Raw genomic sequence first — 23,101 nt, 5'->3', positions numbered from 1 at the left:
CGTCGACAGATTCAAACCCAGACCGAGTTGACCCGGGGGCGTCACGCGTTTGGAAATCATGGCTTCAGATCATGCAAGGGCCGGGCCTGTTTTGCAGACCATCCCTAGGTGAGAGGCATCGTCAATCGACTGAGGAATACAAAGTCGTCGGGACGGCCCGTGGCGGAGGTGTCGTGCGATTCCATGATGGACACCTTCTCTCTAAGGGATGGCAATGCCATCCTCCACCGAGGCCGCAGCCACCTGCGGCTGCTCACTGGAGCAGTTGAATACTGTCGAGAAGACCAAGGCATCGGGCAACATCGCCACGTGCTCACTTTAGGCAACGTCACGGGAGGCGGCACGCTGAGCGCCGCATCAAGAATCAATCGAAGTCATTTCTATGTTCTTGCGAATTCCTCGTGAATCTCGGCGTGATTGACCTGCTGGTAGAGCATGTGCGCGGGTTGTCCATGAGCTTCACGCGATGTACCCGCGGGCCAACCTCAGATTCAGCTGGTGCGCTCAATATTGAGTTATCGATGAGCACTGAGTTCGCACTTCGGAACATCCTATCGGGCACCCTGCGCCGCCACGGCGAACTTGGCATGTGTAGCCCCAGCGTGTTTCATCGTGCCCTTGGGCCCGTGACGGTCCGTTGATCGGCGGCGTCGTACGGGCCGCAACGGTTGCACCCGAGCCCTTCGCGGACCCTGCCGAACCGGGGCGACAGCGACAGGGCGCGGTCAACTCGCTCGCGCTGCACGTGTTGACACCGGCGGCAGTGCCGCCGGCCTGGTATTGACCAGCACGCACAGCACCGCCGTCAACAGCGCCAATCCAATGTGCCATTTGTAAACGGCGTCGAAGTCGCCGCGTTGCAGCGCTCCGTGGCCGAGCAGCACCACAGTGATCGCGACGCCGATTACAGAGCCGATCTGGCGCGTGGCCTGATTGACCGCGCTCCCGACCGCGTAGTGGGCCGCAGGCAGCTTGCTCACCGCGGCGCCCGACAACGACGGCATAACCATGCCGACACTGGCCCCGCTCAGGAACAGGCCCGGGAGCCACTGCGCCCCATACGATGGTTCGGCACCTGGAACGAGGAGGAACCAGAGGCCGGTGGCCGCATACAGCAAGGCGCCGCCGACCAGGAACGGCCGATGTCCGTAGCGCCCTGCAAGGCGGCCCGTCACGATGGCCACCGGAATTACCATCAGCGGTCCTGGCGCGATCGCCAAGCCTGCCTGGGCCTGGCTGTAATGCCAGACGTTGCTCATGTAGAAGAAGAATGCGAAGAACATCATCGCGAAGGCGACTCCGAACGTGAGCGTGGCTGCATTGACCGCACTGTAGGTGGGGTTGCCGAACAGGCTCAGGTCGACGAGGGGCGCCCGTACGTTGTGGGCCCAGACGACAAAGGCCACCAGCGCGATGGCCCCGGCGGCAGCGGCAGCCATCAGTTGCCCGCGCGACCAGGCGGGCGACTCGGATTCGACGATGGCCAGCGTCAGTGCGCCCACGGCGACGATCAGCAAGGCCATCCCGACCACGTCGACCTTGGGTCGATGCGCCGAACGCGTCGATTCGGTCAGCAAGTAGGCACCGCACCAGAGCGAGAGGGCGCCGATCGGCAGGTTGATAAAGAAGGCCCAAGGCCAGCCGACGTTCTGAATCACGAAGGACCCCAGGCTCGGCCCTACCGCAGCAGCGAAGCCGCCCACCGCACCCCAAAGGCTGACGGTGACGGCGCGCTTGTTTTGCGGAAAGGCCGCCAGCACGATGGACAGCGACGCTGGCGTGAGCAGCGCGGCGCCGACCGCCTGCAGCGCGCGCGCGGCGATCAGCCACTCGACGCTCCCTGCAAGCCCGCAGGCTGCCGAAGCGGCGATGAACAGCGTGACGCCGAGCATGAAGACTCGCTTGCGACCGTGCGCATCGGACAGGCCGCCGGCGGGAATCAGCATCGCTGCATAGACCACCGCGTAGGCGTTGAGCACCCACGACATGTCGGCGGCGCTGGCATCCGGAAAGCCGGCCCGCAGCGCTCCGAAGGCCGAGTAGAGCATCGTGCCGTCCAGCGACACCAGAAAGGTCGCCATGCTGGCGACCCAGAACACCGGCCAAGGCGATGCATGGCGTTGATGGGCTGCTGCAGTCGCAGCGGCAGCAGCTGTCGTTGCTGCGACCGCCGTGGCGGCAGGTGCGTTGGCAATCGTCATTTACGTGTCCATGTCGTGTTCGTGCCCGCGCTCAGCTGCGTGCCGGCATGTAGCTCGGCGTGGCCGCCGTGAGCCCCTGTTTGACCAGGCGGGTGCGTTCGTCGGCCAGCACCTCATCGAGACCGGCCTCGAGACCGTCCAGCGCGCGCTTGACGATGTCTTCCGGGCTCGTCTTCGGCCCCTCGAGCCCGCGCGCCAGGTCCGTGTCGACAAAGGCCATGTGCAGGGCGAGCACCTGCGTGTGCTGCGAGGCCAGTTCGTGGCGCAACGAGTTGGTGAGCGACCAGGCGGCCGACTTGGTCGCCGCATAGGCAGCGAGCTGACCGCCGTTGATCCAGGAAACGATCGACAGCACATTGATCAGCGCACCGCCGCCGTTGGCCTTCAGCACTGGCGCAAAGGCCTTGCTCATGCGCAGCATGCCGAAGAAATTGGTCTCGAACTGACGCCGCGCTGCCTCCTCGCTGTCGGACGCCAGAAAGCCGCCGACCTGGGCGACATCGGCATTGTTGATCACCAGCGTCACATCGCCGGCGCGGGCCGCCGCTGCCGCGACTTCCTCCGGCTTCGTGACATCGAGGCGGATGGCCTCGACCCCGGGCTGCTGGATGCTGGACGGATCACGGGCACCGGCGTAGACCTTGCGAGCGCCGCGGGCAACCAGTTCGCGGGTGAAGGCCAGGCCGATGCCGCGATTGGCGCCGGTGACGAGGACGGTGGCGTTGTCGATGTTCATGAGAGGTTTTCCTGAGGGTGTGTGAGGTGGTGGGGGAGTACACGTTGATATGATTACTGTCATATTAAAAGGCGAAGCAATATCGATCGCTGCCTTGGCATGTCGTTTTCGTCAGCGGGGCCCAGTGGCCAGTTGGTCGTACTGCGCGAGCAGCGACTTGCGCGCATCCGCAAGCACGGAGCGCCCTTCCGGTCCGTCACCGAGCGCCCGTGCCAGCTGTAGTGCGCCGACCAAGGTGCCCGCCACCGCCGCCGCGGCCGCACGCGACGCGCCAGGCAGGGCGTGGCGCACGCCGGCGATCAGGCGCCGCACCCGATGGGCGGAGGCCTCGCGCACGAGCTCGGACTGACGTGGCATATCGGAGCCAAGCGCAGCCACGGGACAGCCACACTCCAGCGAGGCCAGTTGGGAGTCGGCAAGGTAGGTTTCCACCAGCGAACGGAACGCGCTCACGCCCTTGCGGGCGCTGCGCTCGGCAGCTTGGCTCAAAGCCGCAGAACTCTCGTGACCGGCACGTTCGAGCGCCTCGACCAGCAGCGCATCACGCGAATCGAAGTGGGCATAGAAGCCCCCGTGTGTCAGGCCGGCTTCCTTCATGACCTCGGCAACGCCAACGCCGGCATAGCCGCGCTTACGGATCGCGCGGCTGGCCACGGAGACGATGCGCTCGTGAGTTTCTTCCCTGCGGCTGTTCGGGGTTCGGCTCATGAAAGGCCAACGCTAAATTGAATTAATATGTTTGTCATAATATTCAAAGGAAAAGCGCCTGTCAAATTGCGTCTGCTGTCTACGCCGGGTCGCCTGGGCGAGAAGCGGCGCTCAATGGAGGTGATTGATGGGAAAGAACCGCTGCGGGAGATGAGAGAGGCGCGCCGGTGGGCAGAACGAGGGCATGGCTCGCGCCGCACTCGTCGCGATGATTGAGAGCTGTCGACTTCCGTTGTGCAGGGCGAACCGTACTTTGGGAGGGCAGGGGAACTGCGGGTTGGTGCCATTTGCGGACTTGCCGAAATTTGGGAGGCCTCCGCATCGCGGCCACGAGCGGTCCTTTGGCGGGCCCCTTAAGGTGGTCGGGGTTCGGAACGGCGAGCAGTCATTCGAGCGAGGAACGACGGGCAGGCTGCACTGCGACACCTGAGGTTGACCAATCGGAGCTACTCGGCGTTCAAGCGGACGCATCAGCTCGAACGCGTCTCTAATTTTCAGTCATGCACCGGCATGTTGTTGACTCAAGGTCGTGGCTGACCTGCCAGGTCAAGTTGTCGCCGGCATCGCAGGTCGGTCACAGCGCCCCAACGGTTGATGGTTGTTTCGATGTCGAACCTCTCTTTCCATTGCCTGCCGAGTGCTCTTTCGATGCAGTGCTGAACGTCCGCGTATCGATCGGCCATCACGTCATCGCTGCGCGTGATCGCCAAAGCGTTAGCTGCCAGGAGCGCGAGACACGCGCAAAGGGAAATTCGGATGGTGGTCATTGAAATTTTGGAATCTGGGGCGATACGCGAGGCTCTGTTCGACTCGGCTCTGCAACGCTGCCGTGATGGGAGCGATTATCGCGAGATCGCGAGAGCCTGCCAGCCGCTTGATCCGGCCGTCCAAGGCGACAAGCCTCCGTCAGCGAGCCATTGCTGCAGCGACTACGCGCCTCGAAAATGCTTCACAAACAGTGCTGCCAGCGGCTTGGCCGCGCTACTTTGGGGTACACCCCTCAACTGAATCAAGCCCAGTGCCATGGGTGGCGGCAGCGGCCTGACTCGGAAGCGCTGCAGGCCTGCGCTGTAGGTCTTGTCTTCAAGCAGAACCTCGGGACAGAACCCCACCATGTCGGTACGTCGCATGAGCTCGGCCATCAACATCGGTGAAGCGCAATTGACGATCTTGCGAGGGACTGCGAGGCCGCTGTCTCTCAGCCATGTCACCAGCGTCTCGCTCTGGCTGCCGGGTGAGAAATTCATGACCCAGGTTGCGTCCTTGAGGCCTTCCCAGGCTCGCGAAGTGGCCAACGGGTGGCCACGTCGACCTGCGGGCAAGGCGACAACTTGCATCAGGGGTTCGAACACAAGTTCGTAGGGCAGATCAGAGGGGTCCGCGATCGCAACCGCGAAATCCAGCCGGCCCTCAAGCAGCGCCGGCAGAAGATGACTCAGAAAGCCTTCGCTGAGTGACAGCTGCGCGTCGGGCTGCAATCTCTCGAACATCTTCCAGATCTTCGGTAGCGCCTCGATCGCCACAAGAGGTGTCGTGGCTACCGAAACACGGGCGCCAGAGCCGCCTCGAAGCAGCCGCACTTCTTCGCGCGCCTTATCGAGCACTGAAAGTGCAAGCCGGGCATGTGTGAGCAGCACCTTGCCGGCGGGGGTGAACTCGATGCCCTTATAGCTGCGCAGGAGCAGTTCCGCACCTACGTCTTCCTCAAGCTCCCGCAGCGACTTGGTGAGGGCGCTCTGGCTCAGAAAAAGAGTTCTAGCGGCAGCCCGGATCGATCCGCTTTCGGCCACCTGGATAAAGGCCCTGATCTGATGATTCTTCATGGGTGGCGCTTCCAGAGGGCGATTCATTTTGGTTGTCTCCTCGTAAAAAAAGTCGGCTTTCGGTGTTCACGCGAAGACTCTACATTTTTTCGACATCAGCGTTCAACCACGGAAGGAGACAACTTGATCACATCGATTTCGAAGGGCAGAAGAACCACCCTTCTTACGCTTGCTGCAGCCGTCGCTTCGATGCTGGCTGCAATGGCCGCTGGCTGCGGAGGGGGCGGAAGCAATTCAGCCGGGCTGGCAACTGCAGCGGCGCCGCCTGGCGCAGTCACGGCCGACGCGGTATACACCAATGCCAAGGTCCTCACGGTGGACGCGAGCGACACAGTCGCGGAAGCATTTGCCGTCAAGGATGGGCGCTTCCTCGCCGTGGGAAGCCAGTCCGAGTTGAACTCCTACATCGGCGCCAACACCGCTGTCGTCGATCTTGGCAAGCGTACTGTCGTCCCCGGCTTGGGTGACGGCCATCTACACGACGTGGGGGGTGGGCCTGGCATTGACGTGTCTCAAGTTCGTTCGATTGCTCAGATGCTGGCCACGATCAGCATGGCGGTCGCCAAGGCGCAACCGGGCGAGTTGCTGATCTCGAACCCCGACTGGTATCACGGGCAATTGGATGAGCGCCGCATGCCCACGCGCGCTGAGTTGGATTCGGTCGCTCCGAACAACCCGCTGGTTCTCCTGCGCGGAGGCCTGACCGCAGTGCTGAACAGCGCAGCCCTCAGCAAGTTCAACATTACCGAATCCACGGTGTCCCCGCAGGGGGGCATCATCGAGAAGGATGTCAACGGGCACCTCACCGGGGTACTGATCAACGCCGCGCGAAGTCTCATGACGCTTCCGCCGGACCCGCCGTTCGACAGCACCCGGATGCAGGCGTTCCAACAGAAGCTGAATGCGCTCGGGGTGACAAGCGTACGCATACCGGGCGCCTTCACCGGGACCAAGGTGCCTGCGGCTTACAAACTCATCCGCCAATTGCAGAACGAGGGAAAACTGACACTGCGATTCGACATGCTGCTCGATTCTCGAGTCGGTACAGCACAGGACGTCCAGCAAATCTCCGATGCGGCTGACATGCCGCCGGGGAGCGGCGATGACTGGGCTCGTGTATGGGGCGCCAAGACTTACGTCGACGGTGGATTCGAGGGTGGCTTCATGACGGAGGCGTTTGAAGAGCCCTATGGGCAGCACGGGACCTATTTCGGCCTGCCTCTGTTCACTGCGGATCAACACGAAGCCGTGGTAAGCGCATGGGCCCAACGCAAGTATCGAGTCGCGGTGCACGTCGTCGGAGATGCCGCGCTGGACCAGGTCCTCACGAGTTGGGAAAAGCTCGACAAGGCATCCCCGGGCATCGTGAAGGGGTGGGTGATCGAGCACGCGCTGGTAGCGAGATCGGATCAGATCCCACGCATCAAGGCGCTTGGCGTCCAACTCTCGCTGCAACCGCATCTCTATTACGCGGCGCCGATCCTTGCGGGACTCTGGGGAAGAGCGCGCGCAGACGTGGTCGTTCGCACGAAGGAATTCTCGGATGCGGGCTTCGAAGTTGCCGGGGGGTCGGATTCGCCGCTGGTACTCAATCCGTTCCTCACCATGTACCACTTCGTCGTTCGCGATACCGTCAACGACGGAATCTACGGCGCGTCAGAACGCATCAGTCGACCTGCGGCACTGCGAATGTTCACGAGCAACTTTGCAAAACTGAACAACGAACAGGACATCAAGGGCTCGATCGAGAAGGGCAAACTTGCTGACTTCGCCGTCTTGACGAGTGACTACCTAACCATCCCGGATGCACAGATCAAAACCCTGACGCCTGTCGCAACCTACGTGGGTGGACGCGAGGTTTATCGCAACAACGCTGTGACGTTTGGCCAGCATCTGGGTCGCCAGTAGGTGACTTGCTCCCGTACAAGAAGCGGGAGCGCATTTACCCTCTGAAGGATCAGACTCCGGCGCAAGCGGCGGACTGCACGTGACGCACGAAATTGCGCATGAGACGCGATGCGTCCGGCGTTTCGATCACGTCCGCGCTCAGCGCCGATGGGTCTTTTCCCTCATCGCGCAGGTCACTTCCGAGTGTTTCGATATAGCCGCGCATAGCAGCCGCACTGAATTCAGGGTGGAACTGCACGCCCCACGCAGAAGGGCCGAACCGAAAGGCCTGATGGCGTTCGTGATCGTTGGCAGTCAAGGGCACGGCGCCATCGGGCAGTCTGAGCACGGACTGCCGGTGCACGAGGCGGGCAGTGAACGTCGGCGGCAACTCGCCGAAGATCGGATCGGCCTCGGCTCCCGGCAGCAATCGCACGGCCCTTGAGCTGATCTCGATCCCCTCGGCGTGCGATAGCCAACCTCACCACCGAGGCAATGGGCCAAAAGCTGATGGCCATAACAGATGCCGAGCACCGGAAGTCCCTCTAACACGGCGTCCCGGAGCCAAGCCGCAGCCGCTTCGCTCCAGGCCTCACGGTCGCTCACCATGGCGTGCGATCCGGTGATGACCACACCACTCAAGTTCTGGGCGGGAGGTAGCGCCTCGACCCGTGCGTCCGCGACGCGGATCTCGATGGTGGTGGCCCCATTCAGCCCGCACCTGATCCAGTCGTCAAAGTCGCCAAGCGACACGATCAGGGCAGGAAAGGTCGATCCGACCTTGAGAGCGCAAACCGTCCTTCGGGAGGGCAGGGCGGAACTGCGGGTTCGTGCCCTGAGCGGAAGTCTAGCCCCATGCAAAAGCGGTCAACACTGCGGACCGGCACCGTGAGTACTCCATGGCGCACCAACGCGCATGGTGCGAGTCACCTTCTCATCGCTTTCCACGCCCCCACTGGTCCGCCCAAGCTGACAACGGCTTCAGCGCCTTCGCAAGCCGTCGCCCTTCATCCGTTAGTCGATAGCCACCCTCGGCATGCTCGACAAGGTTGGCTTCCCTCAGTTCAGTGAGCCGCGTGTTGAGCAATCTGGTGTTCGTCTCGCAAGCGTCTTGCAGGGCCCTGAAGGTCAGCGGGTCCCCCCGAAGTTCCCAGAGCACGCGCAGCGCCGTGCGTCGTCCCAGTAGGTCCAGAGCGACCATGATGGGGCGGCCGGTGGTGGAACCGCGAACTGGTTGGCCGATACGAGGTGTCGTCATGCTTTACTTTATACAGCAAGAGGCCTACGATAGCTCGGCACTTGAATCAGGAATCTGTATGCCCGCACGCATCGAGCCAGCAACTCCACCATTTGGTGAAGACATTTCCAGGCCACTCGACAGGCTGATGAAGGGACAGCCCCCCTTGCGGCTGTTCACGACGTTGGCACGCGACCCTCGTCTATTCCAGAAGTTCTTTGCCGGTGAGTTGCTGGATAAGGGCAACTTGAGCATCCGACAGCGCGAAATCGTGATTCATCGAACAACGGCATTGTGCAAATCAGAATATGAATGGGGCATCCACGTCACGGCCTTCTCAAGGCTCGGCGGCCTGACGCCGGAGCAGGTTGAGGCGACCGTCACGGGTTCGGCGAACGAAGGCTGCTGGTCAACCGAGGAACAGGTCCTTCTGCGCCTGTGCGACTCTCTGCACGAGCACTGCGACATCGACAGTGGACTGTGGAGCGAGTTGCGAAAGTACTTTGGCGAAGAAGCCCTCATTGAACTGCTGATGCTGGCTGGCTTCTATCGCACCGTCAGCTACCTCACGAACGGGCTGCGCATGCCCTTGGAAGAGGCGGGCGCGCGATTCCCGGCTTGAGGCTGCTTCTGGCCGAGTCGTCGGCATATTGACTACCGTGCAACAACAGGAGAAATCTCGATGATCAAAATCAGTGTCATGTACCCGTACGCCGCAGGTGCGCGATTCGATCATGCTTACTACCGAGAAAGGCATATGCCAATGATGAATCGGCTGCTCGGCGCTGCATGTCTGTACTACACGGTGGACAAGGGCATCTCAGGGCGTGCTCCAGGCACTGACCCTGTTTACGTAGCCAAGTGCGACTTCGTATGCACTTCTGTCGAAGCTTACCTGGCAGCCTCTGGCCAGCACCAGCAGGAGATCAGGGGCGACATTGCCAATTACACGGATATTCAACCCGTGGTGCAGATCAGTGAGGTGGTCGTAGAGCGTTCGGAAGTCTGACCGAGGTGCGAATGTCGCCAAGCGCCGCATTCGCGTATCCGAATCCCTAGGATAACGCGGTGCAACTGCGGGCGGCGCGGGCGGCGCGGGCAAACGCTTGCGTGGCCGAGTTTTGGTACATCCTGGAACAGGTTTAGGTGCGCACCGGCGTCCGTCGCCGGAGTGCCATGCTAAAAGTGACCCGTTCATGAGGCGGAGGAATACCTCGCCTTGAGCTCCCAAGAAGTAGCATGCAAGTTCAGCCCTACCTCCTTCGCGCCGTGGTCGCCGCAACCGCGGCGGCCTCGCTGGTCGCCTGTACGACAACCACGCCTAAAGTCCACGGCCCGGCGGCCGGCTTGCCACCCGTCACCGTGCGACCCACCCCACCCGCGCCCAAGCCGCAGGCGACGTTCGTCCGTCCGGCGTCCGGCCGCACGATCTCCCCGTTCGACGGTACACGCAACAAGGGCATCGACATCGCTGGGAACATGGGCGACCCGGTAATCGCCGCGGCTGACGGGCGTGTCGTCTACGTCGGCGGCGAATTGCCCGGCTACGGCAACATGGTCCTCGTCAAGCACAACGACACGTTTCTCACCGCATACGCCCTCGCGCAGACCATCCTGGTCAAGGAAAACGAACTGGTGCGCCAAGGGCAGAAGATCGCCGAAATCGGCAACAGCGGCGCCGACGGCGTGAAGCTCCACTTCGAGGTCCGCAGGAAAGGCGTGGCGGTCGACCCCGAGCCCTACCTCAGCAGCGATTCGCACGAGCCGCGCTAGCGGCTGCCCCTTGAGGCCGGCAGCGCCAGGGATGGAGCGCTGTTGCTCCGACTACTTGATGAGGCAAACGGATGACCAATCAATCCGGCCAAACCAATCCCGGCCAGAGTGGAAACCAGCCTGTGAACCCGGGCCAGCAGCAACAGGACCCAGGCAAGCAGCAAACCGGCCAGCAACCCGGTCAAGGCGCGCAAATGAAGTCGAACGCTCATAAGCCGCATGACCCGGCTTCCGCGAGCACGACCTTGCCTTCCGCACCCTGATCTAGTGGCATCGAATCTCCAATCCGTGCGGGACTGTGCTGCGCATCCGGACGCGTGACCTTGACCACGTGCACCCGTTGGTTGCCGTCTCGAACAAAGAAGGACACGTCCTGCCCGGTTGCAACAGTTGCATGTTCGCTCGGGCCTTTGAAGGCGGTCGAACTGGCAAAGGGTCCAGTGTGAGAGTTGGCGGGAGGCGTGCTGTGGTTGACCATCACTCGCTTGGCACGAAGATCCAAAGCAGCAGATACACCACCAGCCCCGCCCCGCCGCAGAATAACAGCGCGGCGAAGATGAGTCGCCATACCCAGACCTCCAGGGCGGTCGCCTGAGCCAGGCCACCGCACACGCCGGCGATCCAGCGCTCGCTCCGGCTGCGGCGCAGCGCATTGACGGCCGACGCCCACGATTGTCCGGATGCCTGGCCCCGGGCACCCAACAGGTGCGACTTTGCGCGCGCGAACTCCTCGTCCGAAAGCACGCCGCGCCCGTGCAATTCAGCCAGACGGTCGACTTCTTCGCTCAGGGACATGATCTCTCCGCCAATCTTCGACGCCTTCATGATGCCCCTCCCTCATATCCGTGGTTTGCGCGTTGTCAACGCTTGCAAACGACCCAGCCCGAGGGCGCCCGTCATAACACGCCAACTCCTCCACCGACCTGAAGTTCTCTGAACCGGCGACCTCGGCCGATAGAAGGCAAGTAGCCGCTTGCCTCCGACTGTGGAAAGGTCCGAGCGGAATACAAAAGGATGACACTCCATTGAGGCGCCGAAAGACGTTGGCTGAGTGTCACACCGGAGAGCCTACGCCTTCGCAGCGAATTTCAAGCATAGGCATCTCCTCGGAGCCGCGCCCAGCTTGGAAGGCATCCCGAGACCGGATTCACCCACGTCAATCCATAGTCCTGGTGCCATCAGTGAGCGAGCGAGCACGTACGAACGTCGGGCCAGGCCACTTCCACACCGATCATGGCGCGTGCGTAGAGATAGTTGAGGCGTCCGCGCTCGGTGAGCGAATCGATGTCGACATGACCCAGGCCATCGCATGGATCTGAACGACTGGCGATTCGCAAAGAGGGCATCAAAGCGAAGCTCATATGCAGCGGCAGCGGCAGCGGCAGCGGCAGCGGCAGCGGCAGCGGCAGCGGCAGCGGCAGCGGTGGAGGTGGCCATTTGAGTCTCCTGATTGACCTGATCCCATAACTTCAATCTAGGCCGGCCGCTTTACTGACCCGTCAATGGCAGGAAACTGAAGGAAACACTGGGTGTACAGCGGGTGTCTTGCCTGCTTGAACGGGCCGGCGCTCGCGCGTCAGCCCGCTCACCGCGCATTCACTCGATCGTGAGGTCGTTGAGCACGGCGCTTACGCCGGGGGCGGACCACGCTGCACCGTTCACGGCGTCGAACTCGGCCCAGGAGTGGACCTTCCCCTTCAGACGAACCTCGTCGCCGTTCACGATGACCTGGATATGACCGGCCTCGCGGTCGGCCTGTCGCGATAGGGCGTCGTGAAGCCGCTTCTCGATGTCGACTGCCTTCACTTTCGGGATGATCCGGATCTCGTTCGTGACACCGGTGACGCCCATCAGGGTGCGCACCGCGCGTTCAGCAGCCCTACGCTGATATTCCCAGTCGACTTCGCCGTGCAGGGTGATCCAGCCGTTCTCGACCGTCGGCTTGATCTTCCCGGCCGGCACGAGCGACGACCATTCGAGGCCACGTTCTGCCGCCATGGCGATGTCGGCATCGGCGCGGGTGTCGGAGGCGGGCAGTTTCACGGTGATCTCGACCGCAAGGGCCCTGACGCCCTTGACGCGCCGGGCTGCGGCTTCGGCGGCGTACTTCTCCGCGTGACTGGCGACATGGCCCGTCAGGGTGACGACACCGTCTGCCGCGACCACGCCGATCTGGGTCGACTTGATCGCGGCATCCCAATCCAGTTCGGCCTGGACATCGCTTCTGAGTTGTGCATCGGATCGCATGGGAGTTCCTTTCGTCCAACAGTGGCAATGGGGCGAACGCACGAGAGGTGTAGTTCGCTTCCGTTCCACTCTAGGTAGCTTCGAGAGACATCCGCTTGCGTTGGATCAACTCGGATCAGTCCGGGCTTTCCGATCCGCGCGATGGCCGTGGGCATAGGGCTTCGGCAGGTGGCGCGGACGCTGGTAAGTGCCGGGGCCGAGGGACATATTCAGCAAAGACCTCGAATCCAGAAGGAGAATCAATCCACGACCGCTGCCTGTCGAAGAGCCCACCGGCAACTTGGATACTCATCGTAGAGGTCGTCGCCGCTGCCGCCTCCTGCGCATTGTGCCCGGCACCGACCGTGCGCGTGCCGGCCGCGTGCAAGGACGAGAGCGTCTGTTCCAGCGCGGCAGGCCCCCAATCCAGGACGTGGTGTTGGCAAGGACGCAGCAGCCGATGACGGCCCGCGTGAGACAAGGCAGGTTGTCCGGGCTCATCCGGTAGTGGATGCCCTTGCCGGTCTGCCAGTCCTCGCTGGTGGTCACCGCCGTTTCGAGGTTCACGATGCGCGCATCGGGCGGTCGCACCTGCAGGCCTCCAGCGTATCGCCCCACGGATACTCGAAGTCCAGCGCTCGACCGATCGGGCCCGACGCGCGTTCTGCAAGCTCGACATACCGGAGCGCCGAGCGCGCCCACGGCTCAAACAGGTGCGGGTTGCAGGGATGCGGCAGAACTTGGTCGATGCCACGGCCTCGGTCATGACGTCACCGCACAAGAACAGCCGGATGCTGCCTTTGCCGGCCACACCCTCGCTGCCATCTGCCCGAAGGTCGTCGGTCACGATGATGACGGTCTGGATCGGGCAGCCGCGTCGTCGAGGAGGCGGATCGCCTCGTCGTCCTCGACCTGATCGAACGCACGATAGAACCGCCCGACCGCGTAAAAGTCCTCGGGCGCGTCGAGGCACACAACCTCGTCGGCCAGCGGGCGCACCAGTGCGAGGCTTTCCGTCGATGCCACCGGCACTGCGCACACGAGTGTGGCGGGCTTGTGTGCGCGCACCGCATGCAGGGCCGCGATCATGGTCGCGCCCGTCGCGAGCCCGTCATCCACCACGATGGCCATGCGGCCCGCCGGATCGATCGGCGGCCGGCCAGGCGTGTACAGGCGCCTTCGTTCGCCGAGCGTGTCGAGCTGGTGGCGCTTCTCCTGCTCGATGTAGGCGTGATTCGCTCCGGCGGCGTGCGCGTGCGGCGCGACATAGGCCCATCCGCTTTCGTCGATGGATCCGATGGCGAACTCCGGCGAACTGGGCGCCCTCAGCTTTCTGACCAGCACGACATCGAGATCACCATCCAGTCGTTGGGCGAGCAGATGGCCCATCGGCACGCCGCCACGCGGGACCGCAAGAATCAGCGGGCGGCGCCCGCGGTAAGCCTGCAAGGCTTTCGCAAGCTGCTCGGCGGCATCGAGGCGGTCGGTGAAATACATGGCTTCATCCTCCGGGGCTCGATGTGCTGCGTCCTTGCACGGACGCAAACGTCGGCAAGGCCATGATTGCGCAGCGGCCGTTGCGAGTGTTTGCGCCCGGTCAAACGAAGATGGCGCCGGCGCGACTATGGTGTACCCATCATGGTCGACACACCCACACCTGAAGGCCACCTCCAAGTCGGAGCCCCCGATCCCGAACGGGAGACTTCGCCCATCCTCGATGACGAGGAGAAGGAGGACATCGAGCCCGAAGGCCCGGGCGGTTACTGTCAGTTCAACGGCGTCGTTTTCCAGATCGGAGACTACGTGCTCAGCGGCAGCGAACTGCTGCGCTGCGAGGCACCGGGACTTTGGGTCCGCGAGGGCGAACTGCGCACGGATCGTTTCGGTCGCACCTGAGCCGGGCGGTTGGCGCGCCATGCAAGACCTGTGGCTCGGCATCCGGCTGTCGCGCCTGCTCGCCGTGGCTAAAGGCGCAGCCAGGCGGCTGCCGTGCGGCCGATGCGCAGCCGCAGCGTGGCGACGTCCTCGGCGTCGGTGTCCGACGCCATCAAGTAGTGCCAGAATGCCTGCTGCAGCGCTCTCGATGGACGAAGGAGAAGCCCATGCAAATGCGCACGCTGGCGACTGGCCTCGGGCTTGTGGAGTCACCACGGTGGCACGACGGACGGCTCTGGTTCGCTGACTGGACAGCCGGCGGCATCTTCACGCTGGAGGCGGATGGCTCGACCCGCCTTGTCTGCGAAGCCGCTGCGCCGCCGCTTTCGTTCGACTTCGATCCCGACGGTTCGATGCTAGTCGTGGCATCCGGCGCCGACCATCTCCTCCGCCAAGGCGTCGACGGCCGCCTGATGCCGTTTGCGCCTTTCGGATCGTCCGGTGCCTGGAACGAGATCGTGGTCGATGCGCAGGGTCGCATCTACGTGAACGGACCGGCGCTGCTCCTTGTCCACCCCGATCGCCGTGTCGAGTCGCAGGCCCAGGGCTTCGAATTTCCGAATGGCATGGCATTGAGTCCCGATGGGCGAACCTTGCTGTGCGCAGAGAGCTGGGGCCGGCGGCTGACCGCGTTCGATGTGGATCAGGATGGGCGCCTGTCCGGTCGGCGGATCTGGGCTCAACTCGAGGGTCCGCCCGACGGCATCTGCTTCGATGCGCAGTGCGCCCTCTGGTACGCCGATGTGCCGAACGCCTATTGCCGCCGCGTCCGCGAAGGCGGCGAAGTTCTTGATGAACTCAAGTTCGATCGCGGCGCGTTCGCCTGCATGCTGGGCGGCCCGGAGCGCCGCACTCTGTTTGTCACCTCGGCGAAATGGTGCGGCATGGAACGCATGGGAGAGATGGGTGGAACGGGGCAGATCCTTTCCGTCGATGTGGCGACGCCGGGTGCAGGTTGGCCGTTCAACTGAACAATGAACGTCGGCTTAGGAGACGCTGATTAATTCAGCGTCGCGTCCTCGCAGCCGGCGAGTGATGCGTTGTTGATCAGACACCTGATGAGACCAGTACGACGATGAGCCAACGCAGCTTTGCCAGTGCCGAATACACGATGAAGAAGAAGCGCACGCGACGTGAGGAGTTTCTGGCCGACATGGAACGCGTCGTGCCAAGGGCCGCACGCGCCATAAGGTCATGACGCTCTCACCGCAGGAGTTCATGCGCCGCTTCCTGTTGCATGTGCTGCCCACGGGCTTCCATCGCATCCGTCACTACGGCCTCCCGGCCAACGGCGCGCGCAACGGCAAGTCTGGTCGCCGCGCGAGAGCTGCTGCATGCGCTGCCAGCGCCGTCGGCATGCACGGACAGCAACGAGCTCGATGCCGAGATGCATCCCGAGCGCCCCACCTTCATCTGCCGGCACTGCGGCCACGCCATGACCATCGCGCAGGTGTACATCCGTGGAGAAGCGATTCGCGCACCGCCATGACTTCGAGTCCATCCCTTGCGTCCTTGAGGTCGACCAGCGAACGAGTCGACAAGGCTGGCGTGAGCTCTACGCAGCCCTCGGAACCAGCGACTGCCTGCCACAGGCTCACCCGTGGCCCTGCAGCGCGCACGAAGGACCCGCGCCATCCGCCCAGCGCATGCGCACAACCCTTGTGTGTCGACATTGACGGCATGGCTCTCGCCACTATCGCCATAGCGAGACGGCCCTGAACAACCGCCGCGTTGTGCTCCGCGGTTTCCTCTCTCGAGGCTTGTGCGACACCTGCCCTCAGGTCGTGGTCACTCTATGCGCTGCGCATTTGCCGGGCAGATGTCCCACAACCCTTAACGAGCAAGAGGGCGGGGCGGACTGCGGCTTCGTGCCCGTTGCAGACATCTGCGTGAGCTTTTGGAACTGGAGCGACCGGCCACAAGCGGAAATCCAAGTCATCCACCCGAAACGGTCATCGCCGGCAGGCGCCGGTTCAGTTGAGCTCGATGCCACCCTTCTTGACGACAGTGGCCCACTTCTTCGTCTCTTCCTGAATCTGGGCGGTGAACTGCTCGGGCGTGACGCCCGCCCCAGCGACGAAGCCATCGCTCTTCAAATTGCCAGGTGTGATTTCAGGGCGGCGATGACTTCGGTCCGCAGACGGTCAACGATGGGCTTGGGTGTACCAGCCGGTGCAAACAATCCTATGGCGTCGCCGCAGGCGCAACCGCTGCGCCGTCGATGCGGTGGCGTTTGAGCGCTTCTTGCACGAAGCCGGAAGACTTGCAGTTCTCGATGAACTGCTGAAGCAGCGATACCGCCAGCGCGCCTCGTATGGAAGGAAGTCCCATCGCCTGCTTGATGACCATGAAGCGCTCGGGCAGAAGGCGCAGCCCACCGACGCGTTGGGCATCCGATTCGAGTTGTTGCTTGACGCCTGCCGCGACGTCGTAGCGGCCTTCGATGAACAGGTCCACTACCCCTGGTGATGTTGGGCTCCGTGCGAGCTCGGCCTTCTGCAGTGCACGCGTCAGATACAGGTCGTAGGCGCTGCCTTTCCCCACAACGACGCTGACGCCGGGCTGGTCGACGTCTTCGTGGGTGTGGAAGTGTGCGTCTTCACGCACGAGGTAGCAGCCCTCGATGAGCACATACGGCGACGTGAACTGGACGCCCTGAACACGCAGCGGGTCGACAGCGAAAAAGCCCACGTCCGCACGGTCATTCGAGACGGCATCGACGGCCTTGGCCGCACCGTCGAAGACCGATAGTTCGAGCGGAAGGTCCAAGCGCGTTGCTAGCGCTCGGGCCAGGTCCACGGAAACGCCTGTGGGCTCTCTGCCTGCTTTTTGGCACGCCAGTATGGGATTGCCAAGATTGATTGTGGCTCGGAGCACCCCGGTCGGGGCGAGCGCTTCAGCGTCATGCGCAGAGTAATGCACCACGAAACCTCACTGCTCTGAGGACCAGTTGGAGGGGACGAAGACTTGCCCATCCATCAGGCGGCGCGCGCTGCGGCTCATGAGCGCCTTGGTCACTGCCCAGCTTCCGTCCTGTTCGGCTGCATCTGCGCCGACCTTCAGCGTACCCGAGGGGTGGCCAAAGCGGATTTCATCGTGGCGGCCGCCACCGAGAACGCGGGAGACCAAGGTGCCAGGGATTGCCGCGGCAACCGCAATCGCGACAGCTCCGGTGCCGGTCATCGCGTGGTGGAGCTTGCCCATCGAAAAGATGCGGGCGCACAAGTCCATGTCGTCAGAGCTGAGGGCCTTGCCGCTGGACGCCGTGTATCCAGTGGGTTGCGCAACGAAGGCCAGCTTTGGCGTGTGCGGACGCTTTTCGGTTGCTTCTGCGGCCGTGGCCACGAGGCCCATGGCGACAGTCGCGTTCGCCCGAATGGCTTCGGCCTTTGCCAGCAGTTCAGCGTCCGTGTTGACGCGAGGCTGCAACTCGGAACCGCTCAGGCCCAGAGTGACCGCGTCGACGAAGATGGTGGGATTGCCGGCATTGATGAGAGTCGCCTCGACGACGCCCACTCCGGGCACATCGACCTTGTCAATCATGTTCCCCGTGGGGAACATTGCGCCCCCTTCGCCGTCTTCGTCCGCCCCGGGGTCCAGGAACTCCAGCTTGATTTCAGCTGCAGGGAAGGTCACCCCGTCGAGTTCGAAGTCGCCAGTTTCTTGGACTTGACCATCGCTCATGGGGACGTGCGCAATGATTTTCTTCTGGATGTTGGCTTGCCAGATGCGCACGACTGCGACGCCGTTCTCCGGCGCCGTTACCAGGCCTCGCTCGATGGCAAACGGACCGACGGCCGAGGTCAGGTTGCCGCAGTTGCCGCTCCAGTCGACGACGGGCGATTCGATGGCGACCGCGCCGAAGAGGTAGTCAACGTCACAGTCTGGGTGAGAGCTCTGGCCCACGATGACAACCTTGCTGGTGCTCGAGGTTGCACCACCCATGCCGTCGATTTGCTTCCCATAGGGGTCCGGACTTCCGGTGACACGCAGCATGAGGGCGTCTCGTGCCGCGCCAGGTTGGCGAGCGGACGCCGGGAGGTCGTCCGGCGTGAAGAACACCCCCTTGCTGGTTCCCCCGCGCATGTACGTCGCGCGAATGCCAATCTGTGAAGCTTGCTTTGTCATGGGTTTCCTTTCGATGGATGGGTGAACGCGAAGCACACCGGGCTACCGGTGGTGGCCAGCCGTTCGACAAGAGACGGCCCCGCGACGCTGACGATGGAGTCGGCGTCTTCGTTCGCGACACACAGGGCATCGCTGTCGGGGAGGGGAGAGATGAAGCGGGGAACGGTGCCTTGGACTCGGGTCCAGGTTGGGGAGGACAGTGCACCGCCTGTTGGACTGACGTCGTAGCGCACCACGCTGCCGTGGCCGCGATTGCTCACCAGCAGGTGGCGTTCGTCTCGGGATAGGCCGATGCCAGCGCCCGTGTTCTCGCCGGTGAAGCAGTCGGGGACTGTCGTGGTGCGAGCGATGGGCTCCAACCGACCCGTCGACGCGTCGAACCGCGTCCGCAGGACTTGGCTGGACAGTTCCAACACAACCCAGGCAATCACGCCGTCCGTACGGAAGACCAGATGCCGTGGGCCGCTCCCTGGTGCGACTTCGAGGGTCGATACCAGGCGTAGTTCGCCTGTCGCCTCGTTGATGGCAACTGTATGGATGCCATCGGCGCCCTTGTCCGGTACGAGGAACCACTGACCCGACGGGTCGAGGACGACCTGGTGTGGATGTGCGCCGCGCTGCTGGGTCCTATGAGGGCCGGCCTTTGCTGGGAGCTCGAGGAGATGTGCCACTGGGCCAAGCGAGCCATCTTCTTGAATCGGCAGGCTCACGACGCTGCCCGAGGCGTAGTTAGCTACGACGACCCAGTCCTTGCAGGCACTCGTCGCCAGGTGCACGGGATTCGTTCCTCGAGTGGACTGCATTCCCAGCCCGTGAAGGCGGCCATCAACGTCGACTTTGAAGCTGCTGATTTCGCCGCCGTCTCCATGAACGCAGTGCAACGCGCGGCGCTGCTCATCCAGCAGGAGGTAGGACGGGTTGTCGCCGGCGGGGACGGTCCATCTGTGGGTCCATCGGCCGGCACTCGACACATCGAAAACTTCTATTCCGCGGCCCCGGGCGTTCCGAAGCGCAGTCGTCCTGCACCCGACAAATGCGCGATACGCGACGTCGGGATGGTCGAAGTTCGGGATTGTCTCCATGGTTTGACCTGTCGTTGGATTGCATTATATGATTAGTTTAGACAATCAGCAATTCCCAATGGGCTTCCGCCCACTTCTTTGGAGACAACCTCATGACCCGCATTTCTCGTCGCGCGCTGCTGCAGGCAGGCGCCGCTGTCCTGCCTCTCAGCTTTGCCGGCCGTAGCTTTGCCCAGGACAAGTTCCCAACCAAGCCGGTGACGCTCATCGTTCCCCAGCCGGCTGGCGGCGACGCCGACGTGGTGTGCCGAAGCATCCAGAGCAAGATGCAAGAAGTGCTGGGCCAGGCGGTCGTCATCGACAACCGCGCTGGAGCGGGCGGCAACATCGGCACGGCCCTTGGCGCCAAGGCTGCTCCTGACGGGTACACCGTGACGTTCGTGAATCAAGGCACCATGTCGTTGAACCCTTGGCTCTATCCGAACCCCGGGTACAAGGTCGAAAGCCTTGCTCCCGTGACCTGGCTAACCTCCATCGACCTGGTCATCATCGCGAACCCCTCCGTGCCGGCTAAGAATCTCAAGGAATTCCTGGAGCTGGCCAAGAAGGACCCAGGGAAATTCACGTGCGGCACGGCGGGCAATGGCAGCGCCAACCACATCGCCGGCGAGATGCTCAAGTCGATGGCCAAGGTGGACATCACCCATGTGCCATACAAGGGCGGTGCGCCGGCTATCGTCGCGCTGCTCGGCGGTGAAATCAGCACCGTCGTGGCATTCCCGCTGGCTGCTCTCCCACACATCAAGGCGGGTAAGCTCAAGGCGCTGGCCGTCACCGGCAAGAACCGCTCGAAGGCGCTGCCGGACGTCCCGACGGTGGCCGAGAGTGGTGTTAGTGGGTATGAATTTGCTTCCTGGATGGGCCTGACCGTGCCGAAGGGCACCCCGGACGCGGTCATCCAGAAAATCAGCGCCGCCGCTTCTGCTGCTCTGAAGGAAAAGGACGTCGCCGAAAAGTTGTCAGCGGGGATGACCGAGCCAGTTGGCGCGGGCCCCAAGGAGTTCGCCGAACTCATTCAGCGTGAGAACGAGCGCTGGTCTAAGCTCATCAAGCAGTACGGGATAAAGATTGACTGACCTAGACTTGAGGGATGTCCTCTGTGAATGAAGTTGCCTCTGCCCCGGAACTGACCTCCCTGCAGCAACGTGTTGCCCGGGAAATCGTCGCCTTGGTGCGCAGGGACAACCGTGTCGCAGGGGACCATCTTCCCGAGATTCAGCTGGCACAGCACATTGGGACGTCCCGTTCACCCATTCAGGTTGCCCTGAGGCACCTGGCCCAGCTTGGCGTCCTGCAGCAGGACACCAACCGCGGCTTCTTTCTGAGTGTCGATGCCAAGGACTGGGACGGTTCTGTGGCTAGTCTCCTGTCGACAGACGACCCCCTTTACCTTCGTATCGCGGAGGACCGTCAGTCTGAACTCTTGCCCGACGAGGTGACCGAGGCCGAGTTGATGCGTCGATATGGGGTGGCGCGCAGCACCCTACGAAAAGTCCTGTCCCGGATTTCCGAGGAGGGCTGGATTGAGCAAAGCATGGGGCACGGGTGGCGATTCCTGTCCTTGATTGACTCTCCGGACGCCTACGAGGAGAGCTACCTCTTCCGGCAGTCCATTGAGCCGGGCGCCATCCTCGGGCCGTCCTTCAATTTCGTGCCGGCCGAGCTCAAGCAGCTCAGGCGTGAGCAGCAACGAATCGTGGACGGGGGATTCCAGACGATGACCCCCATCGAGCTGTTCGAGGCGAACAGCCACTTCCACGAGACGATTGCCCAGTGGGGGCACAACCGATTCGTCTTGCAGTCGGTGCGGCGAATCAATCAACTGCGCCGGTTGGTGGAATACCGCCAGGCCACCAAGCGAGGCCCCCGGCACACCCAGGCAGCAGAGCATCTGGCCATCCTGGACGCCATCGAGCGCCAGGACTTCATGCAAGCCGCCAACCTGATGCGGGCACACCTGAACGGCGCGCGCCGCGGCAAGCTGCAGGACTCCAGCGTCTTCTCGCAAGCGGCCTGAGTAGGCCCCGCCTCCCTCGAACTGTTAACCGCCCGGGCTCCTTGCCCGGCGGATGCCTGCGCGCGCCAACGGCCTGAGCAACCGGTTACGAGTGATAAGGGTATACCCTCGACTATGATTGTCGAAACTGACTAGAAAATACAACGTAGGCGCTGACGAGATTCACGTCATTTCGCGCCGCCCCCAAAACAAGCAGTGAAGGAAAGATTCATGCAAATCAACGAGACAAAGAAGCCGTCTTTTGGCGCGGTGCGACGCGCGCTGTTGGCGACCGCCGCGGTCTGCGCCTTCTGCGCCCCGGCTTGGGCTGAAGCGCCGTATCCGAACCGCCCCATCAAGCTCGTGGTGGCCTTCGCTCCGGGTGGTGGCTCCGACTTCATCGCGCGCCTGGTCGCGGTAAGAATGAGCGAAAAGCTGGGCCAACCGGTCATCGTTGAAAACCGCCCGGGCGCGGGTGGCAACCTGGGGGCGAGCACTGCGCTGAAGTCGCCGGCGGACGGGTACACGCTGTTCCTGGCTGCCGCCAGCTACACCGTGAACCCTGCGCTCTACAAGCTCACGTTCGACCCCATCAAGGACATCACTCCCATCGCGCAGTTGGCTCGAGGACCATTCATCATCGCGGTGAACCCAGAGGTGCCAGCCAAGAACCTCAAGGACCTGGTGGCCTTGGCCAAAAAGGAGCCCAACAAGCTGAGCTACGCCTCGGCGGGCACCGGCAGCATCGTCCACATCGCGACCGAGTACTTCCTTGATGTCACGGGCGCACAAATGATGCATGTGCCGTACAAGGGCACGGCCCCCGCATTGACCGACACCATCTCGGGCCAGACCCAGGTGGTCTTCGGCACGGTCGCTTCCACGCTCCCATTCGCCAAAGCTGACAAGCTCAGAGCACTGGCCGTGACGACACCCAACCGGCTGGCAGCACTTCCCGATGTGCCCACGACTGCCGAGGCTGGCTTCCCCAACTACTCTGTGACGAACTGGCACGGAATCATTGGCCCCAAGGGCATCCCGCAGGACATCGTCGCCAAGCTCAACAAGGCCATCAACGAATCAATCCACGGTGCGGAAATGACCAAAGGCATGTCTTCGGACGGCCTGACGCCTGCAGGCGGAACTCCGGCTGAGTTCGGCAAATTGCTCGCGGATGAGACCGCGCGCTGGCAGGCGCTCGTCACGAAGCGGGACATCAAGGTCGAATAAGAAGACTCGCGGCGCGTTCGAGGCCTTGCGAGCGCGCCGCACCGAGTCGTTCTGAGCATGCGAACGCACTGAGCACTGCAAGGCCATCGATGAAAAGCGCACCAGGCCCGCAATTGCCATGGCTATTGGACCAGCACCG

General features: G+C 62.9%; 27 protein-coding genes and 3 pseudogenes. 13 read left to right on the top strand and 17 right to left on the bottom strand.

The features are described from left to right. Nucleotides 1–183: 183 nt before the first annotated feature. The gene (locus WKW77_RS33390) at nucleotides 184–405 is read left to right on the top strand and encodes a hypothetical protein (RefSeq protein ID WP_340361186.1); all 222 of its coding nucleotides are present in this window, start codon (nucleotides 184–186) and stop codon (nucleotides 403–405) included. A 320-nt stretch (nucleotides 406–725) separates the two neighbouring features. On the opposite strand, the gene WKW77_RS33385 is transcribed toward WKW77_RS33390, so the two are convergent. The 5 genes from WKW77_RS33385 to WKW77_RS33365 form a co-directional block, all read right to left on the bottom strand. Next, the gene (locus tag WKW77_RS33385; RefSeq protein WP_340361185.1) at nucleotides 726–2,201 is read right to left on the bottom strand and encodes an MFS transporter; all 1,476 of its coding nucleotides are present in this window, start codon (nucleotides 2,199–2,201) and stop codon (nucleotides 726–728) included. Between the two features lie 31 nt (nucleotides 2,202–2,232). Continuing rightward, nucleotides 2,233–2,937 carry an SDR family oxidoreductase gene (locus tag WKW77_RS33380; RefSeq protein WP_340361184.1) on the bottom strand — a complete coding sequence of 235 codons (705 nt, stop codon included), beginning with the start codon at nucleotides 2,935–2,937 and terminating at the stop codon, nucleotides 2,233–2,235. Nucleotides 2,938–3,048: 111 nt separating this feature from the next. After that, nucleotides 3,049–3,645: a TetR/AcrR family transcriptional regulator gene (locus WKW77_RS33375; protein ID WP_340361183.1), complete on the bottom strand. Its 597-nt coding sequence runs from the start codon at nucleotides 3,643–3,645 to the stop codon at nucleotides 3,049–3,051. A 521-nt stretch (nucleotides 3,646–4,166) separates the two neighbouring features. After that, nucleotides 4,167–4,412: a hypothetical protein gene (locus WKW77_RS33370; RefSeq protein ID WP_340361182.1), complete on the bottom strand. Its 246-nt coding sequence runs from the start codon at nucleotides 4,410–4,412 to the stop codon at nucleotides 4,167–4,169. 162 nt (nucleotides 4,413–4,574) lie between these two features. Further along, on the bottom strand, nucleotides 4,575–5,495 hold the full coding sequence (locus WKW77_RS33365; protein WP_340361181.1) for a LysR substrate-binding domain-containing protein: 921 nt from the start codon (nucleotides 5,493–5,495) through the stop codon (nucleotides 4,575–4,577). A gap of 96 nt (nucleotides 5,496–5,591) precedes the next feature. On the opposite strand from WKW77_RS33365, the gene WKW77_RS33360 reads away from it, so the two are divergent. Continuing rightward, nucleotides 5,592–7,376, top strand: coding sequence for an amidohydrolase (locus tag WKW77_RS33360; RefSeq protein WP_340361180.1), 1,785 nt, complete (start codon nucleotides 5,592–5,594; stop codon nucleotides 7,374–7,376). A gap of 49 nt (nucleotides 7,377–7,425) precedes the next feature. On the opposite strand, the gene WKW77_RS33355 is transcribed toward WKW77_RS33360, so the two are convergent. The 3 genes from WKW77_RS33355 to WKW77_RS33345 all read right to left on the bottom strand — a co-directional run bounded on the left by WKW77_RS33355 (nucleotide 7,426) and on the right by WKW77_RS33345 (nucleotide 8,556). Further along, nucleotides 7,426–7,785, bottom strand: a complete 360-nt coding sequence (locus WKW77_RS33355) for a glutamine amidotransferase-related protein (protein WP_340361179.1) — start codon at nucleotides 7,783–7,785, stop codon at nucleotides 7,426–7,428. Further along, nucleotides 7,671–7,988: a glutamine amidotransferase-related protein gene (locus tag WKW77_RS33350; RefSeq protein ID WP_340361189.1), complete on the bottom strand. Its 318-nt coding sequence runs from the start codon at nucleotides 7,986–7,988 to the stop codon at nucleotides 7,671–7,673. The genes WKW77_RS33355 and WKW77_RS33350 overlap by 115 nt, the downstream gene beginning before the upstream one ends. A 301-nt stretch (nucleotides 7,989–8,289) precedes the next feature. After that, complete coding sequence (locus tag WKW77_RS33345) at nucleotides 8,290–8,556, bottom strand: winged helix-turn-helix transcriptional regulator (protein ID WP_422823315.1); 267 nt, start codon at nucleotides 8,554–8,556, stop codon at nucleotides 8,290–8,292. Between the two features lie 115 nt (nucleotides 8,557–8,671). Here WKW77_RS33345 and WKW77_RS33340 point away from each other — a divergent pair, with 115 nt between their 5' ends. The 4 genes from WKW77_RS33340 to WKW77_RS33325 all read left to right on the top strand — a co-directional run bounded on the left by WKW77_RS33340 (nucleotide 8,672) and on the right by WKW77_RS33325 (nucleotide 10,628). Next, the gene (locus WKW77_RS33340) at nucleotides 8,672–9,214 is read left to right on the top strand and encodes a carboxymuconolactone decarboxylase family protein (protein WP_340361177.1); all 543 of its coding nucleotides are present in this window, start codon (nucleotides 8,672–8,674) and stop codon (nucleotides 9,212–9,214) included. 60 nt (nucleotides 9,215–9,274) lie between these two features. Then, the gene (locus WKW77_RS33335) at nucleotides 9,275–9,601 is read left to right on the top strand and encodes an EthD family reductase (protein WP_340361176.1); all 327 of its coding nucleotides are present in this window, start codon (nucleotides 9,275–9,277) and stop codon (nucleotides 9,599–9,601) included. Nucleotides 9,602–9,831: 230 nt separating this feature from the next. After that, the gene (locus WKW77_RS33330; protein WP_340361175.1) at nucleotides 9,832–10,365 is read left to right on the top strand and encodes a murein hydrolase activator EnvC family protein; all 534 of its coding nucleotides are present in this window, start codon (nucleotides 9,832–9,834) and stop codon (nucleotides 10,363–10,365) included. A gap of 71 nt (nucleotides 10,366–10,436) precedes the next feature. Continuing rightward, a complete protein-coding gene (locus tag WKW77_RS33325; protein ID WP_340361174.1) occupies nucleotides 10,437–10,628 on the top strand; it encodes a hypothetical protein in 192 nt (63 codons plus the stop codon). On the opposite strand, the gene WKW77_RS35180 is transcribed toward WKW77_RS33325, so the two are convergent. The 5 genes and pseudogenes from WKW77_RS35180 to WKW77_RS33305 all read right to left on the bottom strand — a co-directional run bounded on the left by WKW77_RS35180 (nucleotide 10,574) and on the right by WKW77_RS33305 (nucleotide 14,088). Continuing rightward, a complete protein-coding gene (locus WKW77_RS35180; RefSeq protein WP_479694175.1) occupies nucleotides 10,574–10,843 on the bottom strand; it encodes an IclR family transcriptional regulator domain-containing protein in 270 nt (89 codons plus the stop codon). The two genes, WKW77_RS33325 and WKW77_RS35180, sit on opposite strands and share 55 nt — an antisense overlap. Continuing rightward, the gene (locus tag WKW77_RS33320; protein WP_340361173.1) at nucleotides 10,843–11,190 is read right to left on the bottom strand and encodes a PspC domain-containing protein; all 348 of its coding nucleotides are present in this window, start codon (nucleotides 11,188–11,190) and stop codon (nucleotides 10,843–10,845) included. Before WKW77_RS33320 ends, WKW77_RS35180 begins: the two co-directional genes overlap by 1 nt. Before the next feature lie 771 nt (nucleotides 11,191–11,961). Next, nucleotides 11,962–12,612 (bottom strand): BON domain-containing protein, encoded by a 651-nt coding sequence (locus WKW77_RS33315; RefSeq protein WP_340361172.1) that lies wholly within the window; start codon nucleotides 12,610–12,612, stop codon nucleotides 11,962–11,964. Between the two features lie 115 nt (nucleotides 12,613–12,727). Then, a pseudogene (locus WKW77_RS35175) lies at nucleotides 12,728–13,140 on the bottom strand (CapA family protein). Nucleotides 13,141–13,434: 294 nt separating this feature from the next. Further along, nucleotides 13,435–14,088, bottom strand: a complete 654-nt coding sequence (locus WKW77_RS33305; protein ID WP_340361171.1) for a phosphoribosyltransferase — start codon at nucleotides 14,086–14,088, stop codon at nucleotides 13,435–13,437. A 141-nt stretch (nucleotides 14,089–14,229) separates the two neighbouring features. Between WKW77_RS33305 and WKW77_RS33300 the strand changes: the two genes are divergently transcribed. The 4 genes and pseudogenes from WKW77_RS33300 to WKW77_RS33285 all read left to right on the top strand — a co-directional run. Further along, a complete protein-coding gene (locus tag WKW77_RS33300; protein ID WP_340361170.1) occupies nucleotides 14,230–14,487 on the top strand; it encodes a hypothetical protein in 258 nt (85 codons plus the stop codon). 212 nt (nucleotides 14,488–14,699) lie between these two features. Further along, nucleotides 14,700–15,497, top strand: coding sequence for an SMP-30/gluconolactonase/LRE family protein (locus WKW77_RS33295; RefSeq protein WP_340361169.1), 798 nt, complete (start codon nucleotides 14,700–14,702; stop codon nucleotides 15,495–15,497). A gap of 104 nt (nucleotides 15,498–15,601) precedes the next feature. Further along, nucleotides 15,602–15,703: pseudogene (locus tag WKW77_RS33290) on the top strand (IS5/IS1182 family transposase); the annotation flags it as partial. Beyond that, a pseudogene (locus WKW77_RS33285) lies at nucleotides 15,664–16,015 on the top strand (transposase); the annotation flags it as partial. The pseudogenes WKW77_RS33290 and WKW77_RS33285, both read left to right, overlap by 40 nt. 484 nt (nucleotides 16,016–16,499) lie before the next feature. Here the strand turns inward: WKW77_RS33285 and WKW77_RS33280 are convergent. The 4 genes from WKW77_RS33280 to WKW77_RS33265 all read right to left on the bottom strand — a co-directional run bounded on the left by WKW77_RS33280 (nucleotide 16,500) and on the right by WKW77_RS33265 (nucleotide 19,736). After that, entirely contained in the window at nucleotides 16,500–16,622 is a 123-nt protein-coding gene (locus WKW77_RS33280; RefSeq protein ID WP_340361168.1) for a hypothetical protein, read from the bottom strand. An 88-nt stretch (nucleotides 16,623–16,710) separates the two neighbouring features. Beyond that, nucleotides 16,711–17,451: an ABC transporter substrate-binding protein gene (locus WKW77_RS33275; protein ID WP_422823313.1), complete on the bottom strand. Its 741-nt coding sequence runs from the start codon at nucleotides 17,449–17,451 to the stop codon at nucleotides 16,711–16,713. A 6-nt stretch (nucleotides 17,452–17,457) separates the two neighbouring features. Beyond that, nucleotides 17,458–18,654 (bottom strand): 2-methylaconitate cis-trans isomerase PrpF, encoded by a 1,197-nt coding sequence (prpF, locus tag WKW77_RS33270; protein ID WP_340361167.1) that lies wholly within the window; start codon nucleotides 18,652–18,654, stop codon nucleotides 17,458–17,460. After that, nucleotides 18,651–19,736, bottom strand: coding sequence for a lactonase family protein (locus WKW77_RS33265; protein ID WP_340361166.1), 1,086 nt, complete (start codon nucleotides 19,734–19,736; stop codon nucleotides 18,651–18,653). Before WKW77_RS33265 ends, prpF begins: the two co-directional genes overlap by 4 nt. Before the next feature lie 92 nt (nucleotides 19,737–19,828). Here WKW77_RS33265 and WKW77_RS33260 point away from each other — a divergent pair, with 92 nt between their 5' ends. The 3 genes from WKW77_RS33260 to WKW77_RS33250 all read left to right on the top strand — a co-directional run bounded on the left by WKW77_RS33260 (nucleotide 19,829) and on the right by WKW77_RS33250 (nucleotide 22,962). Next, the gene (locus WKW77_RS33260) at nucleotides 19,829–20,812 is read left to right on the top strand and encodes a Bug family tripartite tricarboxylate transporter substrate binding protein (RefSeq protein WP_340361165.1); all 984 of its coding nucleotides are present in this window, start codon (nucleotides 19,829–19,831) and stop codon (nucleotides 20,810–20,812) included. A 23-nt stretch (nucleotides 20,813–20,835) separates the two neighbouring features. Further along, nucleotides 20,836–21,753: a GntR family transcriptional regulator gene (locus WKW77_RS33255; RefSeq protein ID WP_340361164.1), complete on the top strand. Its 918-nt coding sequence runs from the start codon at nucleotides 20,836–20,838 to the stop codon at nucleotides 21,751–21,753. 210 nt (nucleotides 21,754–21,963) lie between these two features. Further along, nucleotides 21,964–22,962 carry a Bug family tripartite tricarboxylate transporter substrate binding protein gene (locus tag WKW77_RS33250; protein WP_340361163.1) on the top strand — a complete coding sequence of 333 codons (999 nt, stop codon included), beginning with the start codon at nucleotides 21,964–21,966 and terminating at the stop codon, nucleotides 22,960–22,962. The last annotated feature ends 139 nt before the right edge of the window (nucleotides 22,963–23,101 follow it).

It is taken from the genome of Variovorax ureilyticus (assembly GCF_037889935.1).
Classification (GTDB): domain Bacteria; phylum Pseudomonadota; class Gammaproteobacteria; order Burkholderiales; family Burkholderiaceae_C; genus Variovorax; species Variovorax ureilyticus.
The sequence above is the reverse complement of the archived record's forward strand: the minus strand, read 5'-3'. Positions and strand labels throughout refer to the sequence as shown.

What these genes read in the sequence shown, in the direction of transcription:
- WKW77_RS33390 (WP_340361186.1), top strand. Translation starts at nt 184, where the DNA reads ATGATGGACACCTTCTCTCTAAGGGATGGCAATGCCATCCTCCACCGA.
- WKW77_RS33385 (WP_340361185.1), bottom strand. Translation starts at nt 2,201, where the DNA reads ATGACGATTGCCAACGCACCTGCCGCCACGGCGGTCGCAGCAACGACA.
- WKW77_RS33380 (WP_340361184.1), bottom strand. Translation starts at nt 2,937, where the DNA reads ATGAACATCGACAACGCCACCGTCCTCGTCACCGGCGCCAATCGCGGC.
- WKW77_RS33375 (WP_340361183.1), bottom strand. Translation starts at nt 3,645, where the DNA reads ATGAGCCGAACCCCGAACAGCCGCAGGGAAGAAACTCACGAGCGCATC.
- WKW77_RS33370 (WP_340361182.1), bottom strand. Translation starts at nt 4,412, where the DNA reads ATGACCACCATCCGAATTTCCCTTTGCGCGTGTCTCGCGCTCCTGGCA.
- WKW77_RS33365 (WP_340361181.1), bottom strand. Translation starts at nt 5,495, where the DNA reads ATGAATCGCCCTCTGGAAGCGCCACCCATGAAGAATCATCAGATCAGG.
- WKW77_RS33345 (WP_422823315.1), bottom strand. Translation starts at nt 8,556, where the DNA reads ATGGTCGCTCTGGACCTACTGGGACGACGCACGGCGCTGCGCGTGCTC.
- WKW77_RS33340 (WP_340361177.1), top strand. Translation starts at nt 8,672, where the DNA reads ATGCCCGCACGCATCGAGCCAGCAACTCCACCATTTGGTGAAGACATT.
- WKW77_RS33335 (WP_340361176.1), top strand. Translation starts at nt 9,275, where the DNA reads ATGATCAAAATCAGTGTCATGTACCCGTACGCCGCAGGTGCGCGATTC.
- WKW77_RS33330 (WP_340361175.1), top strand. Translation starts at nt 9,832, where the DNA reads ATGCAAGTTCAGCCCTACCTCCTTCGCGCCGTGGTCGCCGCAACCGCG.
- WKW77_RS33325 (WP_340361174.1), top strand. Translation starts at nt 10,437, where the DNA reads ATGACCAATCAATCCGGCCAAACCAATCCCGGCCAGAGTGGAAACCAG.
- WKW77_RS35180 (WP_479694175.1), bottom strand. Translation starts at nt 10,843, where the DNA reads ATGGTCAACCACAGCACGCCTCCCGCCAACTCTCACACTGGACCCTTT.
- WKW77_RS33320 (WP_340361173.1), bottom strand. Translation starts at nt 11,190, where the DNA reads ATGAAGGCGTCGAAGATTGGCGGAGAGATCATGTCCCTGAGCGAAGAA.
- WKW77_RS33315 (WP_340361172.1), bottom strand. Translation starts at nt 12,612, where the DNA reads ATGCGATCCGATGCACAACTCAGAAGCGATGTCCAGGCCGAACTGGAT.
- WKW77_RS33305 (WP_340361171.1), bottom strand. Translation starts at nt 14,088, where the DNA reads ATGTATTTCACCGACCGCCTCGATGCCGCCGAGCAGCTTGCGAAAGCC.
- WKW77_RS33300 (WP_340361170.1), top strand. Translation starts at nt 14,230, where the DNA reads ATGGTCGACACACCCACACCTGAAGGCCACCTCCAAGTCGGAGCCCCC.
- WKW77_RS33295 (WP_340361169.1), top strand. Translation starts at nt 14,700, where the DNA reads ATGCGCACGCTGGCGACTGGCCTCGGGCTTGTGGAGTCACCACGGTGG.
- prpF (WP_340361167.1), bottom strand. Translation starts at nt 18,654, where the DNA reads ATGACAAAGCAAGCTTCACAGATTGGCATTCGCGCGACGTACATGCGC.
- WKW77_RS33265 (WP_340361166.1), bottom strand. Translation starts at nt 19,736, where the DNA reads ATGGAGACAATCCCGAACTTCGACCATCCCGACGTCGCGTATCGCGCA.
- WKW77_RS33260 (WP_340361165.1), top strand. Translation starts at nt 19,829, where the DNA reads ATGACCCGCATTTCTCGTCGCGCGCTGCTGCAGGCAGGCGCCGCTGTC.
- WKW77_RS33250 (WP_340361163.1), top strand. Translation starts at nt 21,964, where the DNA reads ATGCAAATCAACGAGACAAAGAAGCCGTCTTTTGGCGCGGTGCGACGC.